Annotated in this window: 7 protein-coding genes and 1 pseudogene; 1 reads left to right on the top strand and 7 read right to left on the bottom strand. The window is 56.6% G+C overall.

Going from position 1 to position 13,768, the window contains the following annotated elements:
• From EK369_RS21995 to rpsL, 4 genes and pseudogenes are all read right to left on the bottom strand, one after another.
• Window positions 1-71: pseudogene (locus tag EK369_RS21995) on the bottom strand (GTP-binding protein); the annotation flags it as partial.
• Window positions 72-125: 54 nt separating this feature from the next.
• Window positions 126-2,243, bottom strand: coding sequence for an elongation factor G (gene fusA / locus EK369_RS13545; RefSeq protein WP_127114790.1), 2,118 nt, complete (start codon window positions 2,241-2,243; stop codon window positions 126-128).
• 21 nt (window positions 2,244-2,264) lie between these two features.
• Complete coding sequence (gene rpsG, locus EK369_RS13540) at window positions 2,265-2,735, bottom strand: 30S ribosomal protein S7 (protein WP_127114789.1); 471 nt, start codon at window positions 2,733-2,735, stop codon at window positions 2,265-2,267.
• Window positions 2,736-2,750: 15 nt separating this feature from the next.
• Window positions 2,751-3,122, bottom strand: coding sequence for a 30S ribosomal protein S12 (gene rpsL, locus EK369_RS13535; protein ID WP_054000841.1), 372 nt, complete (start codon window positions 3,120-3,122; stop codon window positions 2,751-2,753).
• A gap of 346 nt (window positions 3,123-3,468) precedes the next feature.
• On the opposite strand from rpsL, the gene EK369_RS13530 reads away from it, so the two are divergent.
• Entirely contained in the window at window positions 3,469-4,272 is an 804-nt protein-coding gene (locus tag EK369_RS13530) for a putative rhamnosyl transferase (RefSeq protein WP_127114804.1), read from the top strand.
• Here the strand turns inward: EK369_RS13530 and EK369_RS13525 are convergent.
• The 3 genes from EK369_RS13525 to rpoB form a co-directional block, all read right to left on the bottom strand.
• Window positions 4,250-5,131, bottom strand: coding sequence for a DMT family transporter (locus tag EK369_RS13525; protein WP_127114805.1), 882 nt, complete (start codon window positions 5,129-5,131; stop codon window positions 4,250-4,252). The genes EK369_RS13530 and EK369_RS13525 overlap by 23 nt on opposite strands.
• Before the next feature lie 140 nt (window positions 5,132-5,271).
• The gene (gene rpoC / locus EK369_RS13520) at window positions 5,272-9,519 is read right to left on the bottom strand and encodes a DNA-directed RNA polymerase subunit beta' (RefSeq protein ID WP_127114788.1); all 4,248 of its coding nucleotides are present in this window, start codon (window positions 9,517-9,519) and stop codon (window positions 5,272-5,274) included.
• Window positions 9,520-9,607: 88 nt separating this feature from the next.
• Window positions 9,608-13,744, bottom strand: a complete 4,137-nt coding sequence (rpoB, locus tag EK369_RS13515) for a DNA-directed RNA polymerase subunit beta (protein WP_127114787.1) — start codon at window positions 13,742-13,744, stop codon at window positions 9,608-9,610.
• Window positions 13,745-13,768 lie beyond the last annotated feature (24 nt).

Genomic DNA, 13,768 nt, shown 5'->3' with positions numbered 1-13,768 from the left:
CCATGGTCAACGTGACCGATGGTGCCGATGTTGCAGTGCGGTTTGCTCCGCTCAAACTTTTCCTTAGCCATAGTGGCCTCCTTTTAATCAGATGGGGGAAGCGGTGCCCGCTTCCCCAATTTCGCTTAAGCGTATTTCGCCTGAATTTCGTCCGAGATGTTCTGCGGAACCGGATCGTAGTGGTCGAACTGCATGGTGAACTGGGCACGGCCAGACGACATCGAACGCAGAGTGTTGATGTAACCGAACATGTTGGCCAGAGGCACAAAGCAGTCGATCGCAACGGCGTTGCCGCGGGGTTCCTGACCAGTTACCTGGCCACGACGCGAGGTCAGATCGCCAATGATACCACCGGTGTACTCTTCCGGCGTGATCACTTCGACTTTCATGATCGGTTCCAACAACTTGGCGCCAGCCAAACGCATACCTTCGCGCATGCACATACGTGCCGCGATTTCAAAGGCGAGGACCGACGAGTCAACGTCGTGGAACTTACCATCGATCAGGGCAACCTTGAAGTCGATCACTGGGAAGCCAGCCAGAGGGCCGCTGTCCATAACCGAGTTGATGCCTTTTTCAACACCCGGGATGTATTCCTTGGGCACGGCACCACCGACGATGCGCGATTCAAACGAATAGCCCTCGCCAGCTTCTGTCGGCATGATTTCCATTTTGACTTCAGCGTACTGACCCGAACCACCCGACTGTTTCTTGTGGGTGTAGGTATGCTCGATCGGCTTCGAAATGGTTTCGCGATAGGCCACCTGCGGTGCACCAATGTTCGCTTCCACTTTGAATTCGCGCTTCAGGCGGTCCACCAGGATGTCGAGGTGAAGTTCGCCCATGCCCTTCATGATGGTCTGACCAGATTCCAGGTCGGTCTCAACACGGAACGACGGGTCTTCGGCGGCCAGACGGCCCAGACCTTGGCTCATCTTCTCTTGGTCAGCCTTGGTTTTCGGCTCAACCGCGATCTCGATGACCGGATCAGGGAAGGTCATGGTTTCCAGAACCACAGGATCGTTGACGGCGCAGAGCGTGTCACCGGTTGTGGTATCTTTCAGACCTGCCAGCGCGATGATGTCACCAGCAAACGCTTCGGTGATTTCCTCACGGTTGTTGGAGTGCATCATCATCATACGACCAATGCGCTCTTTTTTGCCTTTGGTCGAGTTCAGGAGCGTGTCGCCCTTGTTCAACGTACCCGAGTAGATGCGGGTAAAGGTCAGTGAGCCAACAAAGGGGTCGTTCATGATTTTGAACGCCAGACCCGAGAATGCCATGTCATCATCCGCACGGCGGGGGATGTCACGGGTTTCTGTTTCATCACCGGGTTTGAAGCCCATGTAATCAACAACGTCCAGCGGGCTGGGCAGATAGTCGATCACGGCGTTGAGCAGAGGCTGAACACCTTTGTTCTTGAATGCCGAACCACCCAGAACCGGAACGAAAGCCATCTCCAGAGTCCCTTTGCGCAGCAGTTTGCGCAGGGTCGGAACGTCAGGCTCGTTACCTTCCAGGTATTCCATCATCGCGTCGTCGTCCATTTCGACGGCCGCTTCGACCATTTTACCACGCCATTCGTTGGCCATGTCCTGAAGGCTTTCGCGGATCGGTGCTTTGACCCACGACGCGCCAAGGTCTTCACCCTGCCACAGCCATTCTTCCATGGTGACCAGGTCAACCAGGCCTTCCAACTCGGTTTCTGCGCCGATCGGAACACCAACTGGAACGGCGGTTGCGCCGGTGCGGTCTTCGATCATGCGAACACAGTTGAAAAAGTCTGCGCCGATTTTGTCCATCTTGTTGACGAACACCATACGCGGAACCTTGTAGCGGTCAGCCTGACGCCACACGGTTTCGGTTTGGGGCTCAACACCGGCGTTGGCGTCCAGAACACAGACAGCACCATCGAGAACCGCCAGCGAACGCTCAACTTCGATGGTGAAGTCAACGTGGCCGGGGGTGTCGATGATGTTCAGGCGGTGCTTGGGGCTGTCGGCGGTTTGGCCGTCTTCGGTACGCTCCCAAAAGGTGGTGGTTGCAGCCGAAGTAATGGTGATACCACGTTCCTGCTCCTGCTCCATCCAGTCCATGGTGGCAGCACCGTCGTGCACCTCACCGATGTTGTGGGATTTGCCGGTATAGTACAGGATGCGCTCAGAGCAGGTTGTTTTACCTGCATCGATGTGCGCCATGATGCCAAAGTTACGGTAATGATCTAGCGTATAATCGCGTGCCATTGGTCTGATGCCTCTCTGGGATTACCAACGATAATGGCTGAAGGCTTTGTTCGCCTCGGCCATCTTGTGAGTGTCTTCCCGCTTCTTCACGGCAGTACCGCGCGAGTTGACCGCATCCAGAAGCTCACCGGCAAGGCGCTCTTCCATGGTGTTTTCGTTGCGCTTGCGCGAGGCAGTGATCAGCCAGCGGATGGCCAGCGCTTCGCGGCGCTCAGGGCGAACTTCAACAGGCACCTGATAGGTGGCACCACCCACACGGCGCGAGCGAACCTCGACCGAAGGTTTGATGTTGTCCAGCGCTTCGTGGAATACTTCCACGGGGGCGCGTTTCACTTTGGACTCAACACGATCCAAGGCGTTGTAGACAATCTTTTCTGCGACCGACTTTTTGCCGTCGATCATCAGGTTGTTCATGAATTTGCTCAGAACCTTATCGCCATATTTGGCGTCAGGCAGGATTTCGCGCTTCTCAGCGGCGTGACGACGAGACATCTCTTGTTATCCTTCTTACTTAGGACGCTTCGCGCCGTACTTCGAACGACGTTGCTTACGGTCTTTGACGCCTTGGGTATCCAGAACACCGCGCAGGATGTGGTAACGGACACCCGGAAGGTCTTTTACACGACCGCCGCGGATCAGAACAACCGAGTGCTCTTGCAGGTTGTGGCTTTCACCCGGGATGTACGAAATGACTTCGTAACCGTTGGTCAGGCGAACCTTGGCAACTTTCCGCATAGCCGAGTTCGGCTTCTTCGGGGTGGTGGTGTAAACGCGGGTACATACACCGCGCTTCTGGGGGCACTGCTCGAGGTGCTGTGACTTCGAGCGCTTGATTTTGGGCTGACGCGGCTTGCGGATCAGCTGTTGAATCGTTGGCATAGGGTCTCTTTCCCGTTTCCAATTTCGCTGCAAAGGGCGTACCCCTCTGCGGTTCGACTTTTACGCGGCCTGTGCGTCCACAAGCGCAAAAACCGCAATCGTTTCCATTCCGAGGCAAACGACGCGGTGAGTTTCCAGAGGATCGGAGCCTAAAAGGAGCCCGGACCTTGTCCACTTAAGTTCTGAATTCGGCGGTCGGGGACGAACCCCACGTGCCGGATGCTCGCGCGTATATGGGGAGTCGCCATGCTTGTCAACAGGGCCAGGCCATTGCACGCGGTGGGGGACAGTGACAAAGTTGACCAAAGCAGGCAACCCAAGAGGGCAAATCATGAAGAGCAGCGACATGCAAGTGATAGGACTCTGTCGGTTCTCGTATCCTGCGATTGGCGGATTTCAGGTCGAACACGAGACTGTCGAAGACAGGATTGCCTTTCTCTATGAAGAGACACGCCTTGAAGAGCGGTTCCGCTTACTTGAAACCGTTGCACTACCTTGTCTGAAAGAGCAAACTGATCCGAACTTTGATCTCGTGATTGTCATTGGGGACCAACTGCCCAAGCCGCATGTCGACAGGTTGCATGACGTGACCTCTGACATGCCGCAGGTACAGGTCCAGGCGCACCCCCCCGAGCGCCAAAGACAGATCATGAAGCGTATTCTGAATGATGCGCGTCGCGATCCGTCCAAGCCTTGCTTGCAATTTCGTTACGACGACGATGACGCCGTTTCGGTCGATTTCATCCGCCTATTGCGCGAAACCACAGACGATGTGGCCCCACTGTGCGCCCGTCACCGATCAGTAGGTTTCGATTGGGCACAGGGCTATGTGGCTGAGGTTGGCGCCGAGGGGATCAGCGCAACGCAAATGTACCGTCATCTTTATGTCGCGTCGTTGGGCATGTACGTGCGTGGAGACGACAATCTCACCATCATGAACTTTGCACATGAGCGCCTCAACCGGTTCATGCCGGTCATCAGCAATGCCGAAGAGCCGATGTGGGTGCGGACCCATAATGGCTTCAACGACTCGCGTCAAAAGAAGGTAAAACCGGTTCCCGTGGAACCGCTGACAGACGAACAAAAACTGGAGTTCGCCGCCCGGTTTGCCATGGATGAAGAACACATCAAGCGTGTTTTTTCCGCATGATCGCCTCGCGGTACAGAGTGAACACACCGGTCGTGACGACAATCAGAGCTCCGATCAGGGTCACAGTATCCGGCCAGTCGCCAAATACAACAAACCCCAGCAAGAGTGCCCAAATCAAACTGGTGTAGCGGAAAGGGGCGATAAAGCTGATGTCGCCCGTGCGCATGACGGCCACAGAGAAAAAGTATCCGCCAATGATGAAAACCGATGCCCCGCCCAGAAGCAATGTATCGCGCGCAGTAATGGGCACCCAGGTTTCGGTCTGAGTGGCGATGGCCGCAAACACGGTCACACCAACGGACGCCGCCATCGTCACCGTCATGGACGGCACAGCCTTGGACATGCGCCTCGTTGATAGGTCCCGCACCGTGACGCAAGCCACGGCGGCAATTGCATAAACAGAATAGAGATCAAAGCCTTCAGGGCCAGGGCGTACGATCAGCAACATACCGGAAAACCCGATCAGAATCGCGAGCATTCTGCGCCACCCGACGGCCTCTCGGAAGAACAGCGCGCCTCCCAGGGTTACGGTCAGGGGAAGTACCTGAAGGACGGCGGTCACGTTGGCAATCGGCAGATGCATCAAGGCCGTGATGAAGAAATACGCCGCCCCAATTTCACTGGCCGTTCGGAGCGCAATCATCGCCCAATCCCGTTTTGGTATGTCCAAACGGATGGCTCCCAAAAAACGCGCCAGAATGTAGATCAGAACAGTTGTGACTGCACCGCGTAAAAACAGCAGCTGAAACAACGGCATGTCCGGGCCGATGAGTTTGATGCAGACATCGTTGAACGTGAATGCTGCCATCGAGCACATCATCAAGAGCGCGCCCTTCATATTGTCCGACAGCTTGTCCATCTCAACCCCTGACATGCAAACCACGCGACCCTAAGGCCGTGTTTGTCATTCGCCAAGTCTCAAAAGTGCGCAACCTATTGGCAAAAGAAAAACCCCCGACGCAAGGCCGGGGGTTTCTGAGAGTTTCGATGTCGAACCGATCAATCGAGATCGCGGCTTTCCGGCGTTTCGACCAGACCGCTGTCAAAGACATCGTCTGCCGAAACATCTTCGCTCGGAGCGGCCAGTGCTGCGGCGGCTTCAGCCTCTTCGCGACGTGCTTCGAGAACCACGTTGTCGCGATCCTGAGCAACACGGCGGACTTGCTGGGTTGCGCCACCGGTACCCGCCGGGATCAGACGACCCACGATCACGTTCTCTTTCAGGCCGACCAGTTTGTCTTTCTTACCCTGGACAGATGCTTCGGTAAGAACACGTGTGGTCTCCTGGAACGACGCCGCCGAGATGAACGAACGGGTTTGCAACGATGCCTTGGTGATCCCCAAGAGGATCGGCTCGCCCGATGCGGGGCGACGGCCTTCGCGCTCTGCCTTTTCGTTCGCGGTATCGAACTCGATCTTGTCGACATGTTCGCCTTTGAGCAGCGTGGTTTCGCCTGAGTCCAGGATCTCCCACTTCTGCAGCATCTGGCGCACGATGACTTCGATGTGCTTGTCGTTGATCTTCACGCCTTGCAGACGATAGACGTCCTGCACTTCGTTGATCATGTAATCCGCCAGCGCTTCGACACCCATGATCGACAGAATGTCGTGTGGGGCCGGGTTGCCGTCCATGATGTAGTCACCCTTCTGAACAAAATCACCTTCCTGAACAGGAATGTGCTTGCCCTTGGGCACCATGTATTCGACGGGCTCCATCGACTCGTCAGCAGGTTCGATCGAGATGCGACGCTTGTTCTTGTAGTCGCGGCCATAGCGCACATAACCATCGATTTCGGCGATGATCGCGTGGTCTTTGGGACGACGGGCTTCGAACAGTTCTGCCACACGTGGCAGACCACCGGTGATGTCCTTGGTCTTGGCGCCTTCACGCGGGATGCGCGCGACAACGTCACCGGCATGCACTTCTTGACCTTCTTCGACGGACAGAACTGCGTCCACCGACATCGGATAGTGAACCGGGTTGCCTGCATCGTTGCGAACAGGCTCGCCATCACCATCAACCAGGATGATCTCAGGCTTGAGCTCGTTGCCTTTCGGCGCCGACCGCCAGTCCGACACGATCTTCTGTGTCATACCGGTGGCTTCATCGGTTTCGTCGCGTACGGCAATGCCGCTCACGAGGTCAACAAACTTGGCTGTGCCCGATTTCTCGGCCAGAATCGGCAGAGTGTAGGGATCCCATTCGAACAGCTTGTCACCGCGGGCAATTGCCTGACCTTCTTTGACGAACAGTTTCGAGCCATACCCAACCTTGTGGTTGGCGCGCTCTTCACCGTTTTCGTCTTCGATGATCAGTTTCATGTTACGGCCCATCACCAGAGCATCGCCGTTGGCGTTCTCAAGAATGCTGGCATTCTCGAAAATGATCTTGCCTTCTTGGCTCGCTTCCAGGAACGACTGCTGGCCACCTTGCGCAACGCCACCAATGTGGAAGGTCCGCATGGTCAGCTGTGTACCAGGTTCACCAATCGACTGCGCCGCGATGATGCCGACGGCTTCGCCGGTGTTCACCATGGTACCACGGGCCAGATCGCGGCCGTAGCAGGTGGCGCAAACGCCTTCTTCGGCTTCACATGTCAGCGGCGAACGGATGCGCATTGCTGCAACACCTGCTTCGTCGATGGCATCCGCAGCACGTTCATCGATCAGTTGACCTTGGGCCACCACGACTTCGTCGGTGCCGGGGCGCATGACGTCATCGGCAGCGACCCGACCCAGAACGCGCTCCGCCAGCGAGGCAACAACCTCACCGTCGTTCACGGCCGCTTCGGCAGTGATGGCGTTCTCAGTACCACAGTCCTTCATGCGCACGATGCAGTCCTGTGCCACGTCCACCAGACGACGGGTCAGGTAACCCGAGTTCGCAGTCTTTAGCGCCGTGTCCGACAGACCCTTACGGGCACCGTGGGTCGAGTTGAAGTACTCGAGAACCGTCAGGCCTTCTTTAAAGTTCGAGATGATCGGGGTCTCGATGATGTCGCCGTTCGGCTTTGCCATCAGGCCACGCATGCCGCCCAGCTGCTTCATCTGAGTAACCGAGCCACGCGCACCGGAGTGGGCCATCATGTAGACCGAGTTCGGCTCCGCTTCGGCGCCATTTTCATCGCGCTCCACGTCCGAGATCGTGCCCATCATGGCATCGGTGACCTTGTCGTTACACTTGGACCAGGCATCGACAACTTTGTTGTACTTTTCGCCCTGAGTGATCAGGCCGTCCATGTACTGTTGTTCAAAGTCTTTCACCTGATCGCGTGTCTCATCAACGATGGTCCACTTGTTGTCAGGAATGACCATGTCATCCTTGCCGAACGAGATGCCAGCCTTGAACGCTTCGCGGAAACCCATGGTCATGATCTGGTCACAGAAGATGACCGACTCTTTCTGACCGCAGTAGCGGTAGACGGTGTCGATCACGGCCTGCACTTCTTTCTTACGCAGAAGCTTGTTGACCAGCGCAAAGGGTGCCTTGGCGTTTTGCGGCAACAGAGCGCCCAGACGGACGCGGCCGGGTGTGGTTTCCACACGGATCATCACTTCATTGCCTTCCTCATCGATCTGAGGAATGCGCGCGGTGATCTTGGCGTGCAAGTGCACTTCGCCCGAGTCGAGGGCATATTGCACCTCTTCAATCGACGAGAAGACCATGCCTTCGCCCTTCATGCCTTCGCGCTCGATGGTCGTGTAGTACAGACCCAGGATCATATCCTGCGAAGGAACGATGATCGGCGCGCCGTTGGCAGGCGACAGAACGTTGTTCGTCGACATCATCAGAACGCGCGCTTCCAACTGGGCCTCGAGGCTCAGAGGAACGTGCACAGCCATCTGGTCACCGTCAAAGTCCGCGTTAAAGGCCGAACAAACCAGAGGGTGCAGCTGAATGGCTTTCCCTTCGATCAGAACCGGTTCGAACGCCTGAATGCCAAGACGGTGCAGCGTTGGCGCACGGTTCAGCATCACGGGGTGTTCGCGGATGACCTCGTCCAGGATGTCCCAAACTTCAGGACGCTCTTTTTCGACCAGCTTCTTGGCTTGCTTCACGGTCGAAGACAGACCTTTGGCTTCCAGACGCGAGTAGATGAACGGCTTGAACAGCTCCAGCGCCATCTTCTTGGGCAGACCACATTGGTGCAGCTTCAGTTCCGGACCGGTCACAATGACCGAACGACCCGAAAAGTCGACGCGTTTCCCCAAAAGGTTCTGACGGAAGCGACCTTGCTTACCCTTCAGCATATCCGAGAGCGATTTCAACGGACGCTTGTTGGCACCGGTGATCACACGGCCACGACGGCCGTTGTCGAACAGCGCATCAACCGACTCTTGCAGCATCCGCTTTTCGTTGCGGACGATAATGTCGGGCGCACGCAGTTCGATCAGACGCTTCAGACGGTTGTTCCGGTTGATCACACGACGGTAGAGGTCGTTGAGGTCAGACGTCGCAAAACGGCCCCCATCCAGCGGCACTAGCGGGCGCAGTTCTGGCGGGATCACAGGGATCACGGTCAGCACCATCCACTCCGGGCGGTTGCCGGATTCGATGAACGACTCGACAACTTTCAGGCGCTTGATGATTTTCTTGGGCTTCAGTTCGCCGGTGGCCTCGGCCAGATCCGCGCGCAGCTGATCGGCCTCCGACTCCAGGTCGATCTGTGCCAGCATCTCACGGATGGCTTCCGCGCCGATATTGGCGGTGAAAGCGTCCATGCCATAGGCATCTTGCGCGTCCATGAACTCTTCTTCGGTCAGCATCTGGCCATAGGTCAGATCGGTCAGACCAGGTTCGATCACCACATAGTTTTCGAAGTAAAGAACGCGTTCCAGATCACGCAGGGTCATGTCCAGCATCAGGCCGATACGGCTGGGAAGCGACTTCAGGAACCAGATGTGGGCGACGGGCGCGGCCAGTTCGATGTGGCCCATACGCTCGCGGCGCACTTTCTGGAGGGTAACCTCAACACCACATTTTTCGCAGACAACGCCGCGATACTTCATGCGCTTATATTTACCACACAGGCATTCGTAGTCTTTGATCGGGCCAAAGATACGCGCACAGAACAGGCCGTCACGCTCGGGTTTGAACGTCCGGTAGTTGATGGTTTCAGGTTTCTTGATCTCACCGTAGGACCACGACAGGATGCGCTCTGGCGAAGCCAGCGACACCTTGATCTCGTCGAAAACTTTCGGCGGGGTCAACGGGTTGAAGGGGTTGTTTGTGATTTCCTGGTTCATTTTGATGTCCTCAAATTCGTGCGGATGGTTGGGGGTGGGAAAATCCTTCTAGAAGGATTTTCCCCGGCAAGAATTTTCTAGAAAATTCTTACTCTTCCACCTCCGCATCCAGGAGTTCCATGTTCAGGCCAAGGCCACGGACTTCTTTGACGAGAACGTTGAAGGATTCCGGCACGCCGGCTTCAAAGTTGTCCTCACCTTTGACGATCGACTCGTAGACTTTTGTCCGGCCAGCCACGTCATCCGATTTCACCGTCAGCATCTCTTGCAGCGTGTAGGCGGCGCCATATGCTTCCAGAGCCCAGACTTCCATCTCACCAAAGCGCTGACCACCGAACTGTGCTTTACCACCCAGCGGCTGCTGCGTGACGAGCGAGTAGGGGCCAGTCGAACGGGCGTGAATCTTGTCGTCAACCAGGTGGTGCAGTTTCAAGAGGTACTTGATACCCACGGTCACCTTGCGCGAGAATTGTTCGCCGGTACGTCCATCGAACAGGGTCGACTGACCCGATTCCGAGAAGCCCGCGCGCACCAGCGCGTCGTTGACGTCTGCCTCTTTGGCACCGTCGAAGACCGGCGTTGCAATCGGCACACCGTTGGTGACGTTGCCAGCGGCTTCGATCAGCTGACCCTCGTCCATGCCGGTGATGCCTTCGTCGTAGACATCTTCGCCATAGGCCAGTTTCATCGCCTCACGAACCGGAGTCAGGTCACCGGAGCGGCGGTATTCACCCAGCGCTTCGTCGACATTGACACCCAGACCGCGTGCGGCCCAGCCCATGTGCGTTTCAAGGATCTGACCAACGTTCATACGCGAAGGCACACCCAGCGGGTTCAGACAGAAATCAACCGGGGTACCATCGGCCAGGAACGGCATGTCTTCCATCGGTACAACCTTGGAAATAACACCCTTGTTCCCGTGACGACCGGCCATCTTATCGCCTGGCTGCAGCTTGCGCTTCACGGCGATAAAGACTTTGACCATCTTCATAACGCCCGGAGGCAGATCGTCACCACGGCGAACCTTCTCGACCTTGTCCTCAAAACGGGCATCCAGCGCGCGTTTCTGCACGTCGTATTGCTCGTTCAGGGCTTCGACCACCTGAGCGTCCTGCTCATCTTCCAGAGCCAGCTGCCACCATTGGCCACGAGTCAGGGTTTCCAGCAGTTCTTCGTTGATTTCCGAACCCGCTTTGACACCTTTGGGGCCTTTGACGGCCGTTTTGCCAAGGATCATGCCCTTCAGACGCGCATAGATGTTGCGATCCAGGATCGCCAACTCGTCGTCACGGTCGCGTGCCAGACGCTCGACTTCTTCCCGCTCAATCTGGAGCGCACGTTCATCTTTTTCCACGCCGTGGCGGTTAAAGACGCGCACTTCAACAACGGTGCCAAAGTCGCCCGGTTTCACACGCAGCGATGTGTCGCGTACGTCCGAAGCTTTTTCGCCAAATATGGCGCGGAGAAGCTTTTCTTCCGGCGTCATTGGCGATTCACCTTTGGGGGTGATCTTGCCGACCAGAATGTCGCCCGGTTCCACATCTGCGCCGATGTAAACGATGCCAGCCTCGTCGAGGTTGCGCAGCGCTTCTTCACCGACGTTCGGAATGTCGCGAGTGATCTCTTCCGGACCCAGTTTCGTGTCACGGGCTGCGACTTCGAATTCCTCGATGTGCACCGAGGTAAAGACGTCATCACGCGCAATACGTTCCGAGATCAGGATCGAGTCTTCGTAGTTGTAGCCGTTCCAGGGCATGAACGCGACAACCACGTTTTTACCCAGGGCCAGTTCGCCCATATCGGTGGACGGGCCATCGGCCAGAACTTCGCCCTTGGTGACCGTGTCACCCACTTTGACCAGCGGACGCTGGTTGATACAGGTGTTCTGGTTCGAGCGCTGGAACTTGCGCAGACGGTAGATGTCCACACCCGCGTCACCCAGCTCAAGATCTTCGGTCGCACGCACAACGATACGCTGGGCATCGACCTGGTCGATGATGCCTGCACGTTTCGCCATGATCGACGCGCCCGAGTCGCGGGCTACGATCTCTTCGATGCCAGTTCCGACCAGCGGCGCCTCGGCGCGCAACAGCGGAACTGCCTGACGTTGCATGTTCGAACCCATCAACGCGCGGTTGGCGTCGTCGTTTTCCAGGAACGGAATCAGCGAGGCCGCAACCGAGACCAACTGTTTCGGCGAAACGTCGATCAGATCGACTGCGCCAACAGGGGCCATGGTATAGTCGCCCGACTGGCGGGTGTTGACCATCTCATTGATAAAGCGGCCATTTTCGTCCAGTGTCGCGTTCGCCTGAGCTACGGTGTGACGCATCTCTTCGGTCGCGGACATATAGTTCACCTCATCGGTGACCTGACCGTCGATAACCTTGCGATAAGGTGTTTCGATAAAGCCGTATTTGTTCACGCGGGCAAAAGTGGCCAGCGAGTTGATCAGGCCAATGTTCGGACCTTCCGGCGTTTCAATCGGGCACATCCGACCATAGTGGGTCGGGTGCACGTCGCGGACCTCAAAGCCAGCGCGCTCACGCGTCAGACCACCCGGCCCAAGCGCCGAGAGACGACGTTTGTGGGTGACTTCCGACAGCGGGTTGGTCTGGTCCATGAACTGCGACAGCTGCGAAGAGCCAAAGAATTCACGGACAGCCGCGGCTGCCGGTTTTGCGTTGATCAGGTCCTGCGGCATGACAGTGTCGATCTCGACCGACGACATACGCTCTTTGATCGCGCGCTCCATACGCAGCAGGCCGACGCGGTACTGGTTTTCCATCAGCTCGCCGACCGAACGCACACGACGGTTGCCGAGGTGGTCGATATCGTCGATATCGCCCTTGCCGTCACGCAGTTCGACCAGTGCCTTGATGCAGGCTACGATGTCTTCCTTGCGCAGCGTGCGCATGGTATCTTCTGCGTCCAGCGCAAGGCGCATGTTCATCTTCACCCGGCCAACGGCGCTCAGGTCGTAACGCTCGCTGTCAAAGAACAGCGTGTCAAAAAGGGCCGACGCGGCTTCAACCGTGGGCGGCTCGCCCGGGCGCATGACGCGATAGATGTCCATGAGCGCGGTTTCGCGGTTCATGTTCTTGTCAGTGGCCATGGTGTTGCGCATGTACGGGCCGACGTTGATGTTATCGATGTCCAGAACCGGAATTTCGGTCACATCGTTGTCGATCAGCTCTTTGACAGAGCCGCCAATCAGCGTGCCTTCTTTGTCATACTCAAGCGTCAGCTCGTCGCCGGCTTCGACATAGATCGCACCGGTTTCTTCGTTGATGATGTCCTTGGCGACATATTTGCCAACGATATGCTCGAACGGAACCAGCAGATCAGTGATCTTGCCGTCGTCGATAATTTTCTTGACCGCGCGCGGGGTGACCTTCTTGCCAGCTTCGGCAATCACTTCGCCTGTGGCCGCGTCAACCAGATCAAACGTCGGACGGGTGCCGCGTACACGCGTGGGGAAGAATTTGGTGACCCAACCTTTTTTCTTCTCCAGCTTGTAATCAACGGTTTCATAGTAGGCATCCATGATGCCTTCCTGGTCCAGACCCAGAGCATACAACAGTGTTGTCACCGGCAGTTTGCGGCGACGGTCGATGCGGGCAAAGACGATGTCCTTGGCGTCGAACTCAAAGTCGAGCCACGAACCGCGGTAGGGAATGATGCGGCATGCAAACAGCAACTTGCCCGAGGAATGGGTTTTGCCTTTGTCGTGGTCAAAGAACACGCCAGGGCTACGGTGCATCTGAGACACGATCACACGTTCGGTGCCGTTCACAACAAAGGTGCCGTTCGGGGTCATCAAAGGCATATCGCCCATGAAGACGTCCTGTTCCTTGATGTCTTTGACCGATTTCGCGCCGGTATCTTCGTCGATATCAAACACGATCAGACGCAGGGTAACCTTCAGCGGAGCCGAATAGGTCATGTCGCGTTGCATACACTCTTCGACGTCGTACTTCGGCTTTTCCAGCTCGTAGTTCACGAATTCCAGAACGCTGGTTTCGTTAAAGTCCTTAATCGGGAAAACCGATTGAAATACGCCTTTGATACCTTCCCCATCGGCGGGGATGTCCATGTCGCCAGAGCGCAGGAACAGATCATAAGAGGCCTTTTGAACCTCGATCAGGTTGGGCATCTCCAGCACTTCGCGGATTTTGCCGTAATACTTACGCAAACGTTTTTGGCCAAGGTAGGTCTGAGCCATGGTCAGTAGCACCTTTCAGTTTCT

Origin of the sequence: Shimia sediminis, assembly GCF_003990645.1 — a bacterium.
GTDB classification, from domain to species: domain Bacteria; phylum Pseudomonadota; class Alphaproteobacteria; order Rhodobacterales; family Rhodobacteraceae; genus Shimia; species Shimia sediminis.
This window is presented reverse-complemented; position numbering and strand designations above follow the sequence as displayed.

Excerpts from the sequence above, each read along its gene's own strand:
- rpsG (WP_127114789.1), bottom strand. The coding sequence starts at position 2,735 with ATGTCTCGTCGTCACGCCGCTGAGAAGCGCGAAATCCTGCCTGACGCC.
- rpoB (WP_127114787.1), bottom strand. The coding sequence starts at position 13,744 with ATGGCTCAGACCTACCTTGGCCAAAAACGTTTGCGTAAGTATTACGGC.
- EK369_RS13530 (WP_127114804.1), top strand. The coding sequence starts at position 3,469 with ATGCAAGTGATAGGACTCTGTCGGTTCTCGTATCCTGCGATTGGCGGA.
- EK369_RS13525 (WP_127114805.1), bottom strand. The coding sequence starts at position 5,131 with ATGGACAAGCTGTCGGACAATATGAAGGGCGCGCTCTTGATGATGTGC.
- fusA (WP_127114790.1), bottom strand. The coding sequence starts at position 2,243 with ATGGCACGCGATTATACGCTAGATCATTACCGTAACTTTGGCATCATG.
- rpsL (WP_054000841.1), bottom strand. The coding sequence starts at position 3,122 with ATGCCAACGATTCAACAGCTGATCCGCAAGCCGCGTCAGCCCAAAATC.
- rpoC (WP_127114788.1), bottom strand. The coding sequence starts at position 9,519 with ATGAACCAGGAAATCACAAACAACCCCTTCAACCCGTTGACCCCGCCG.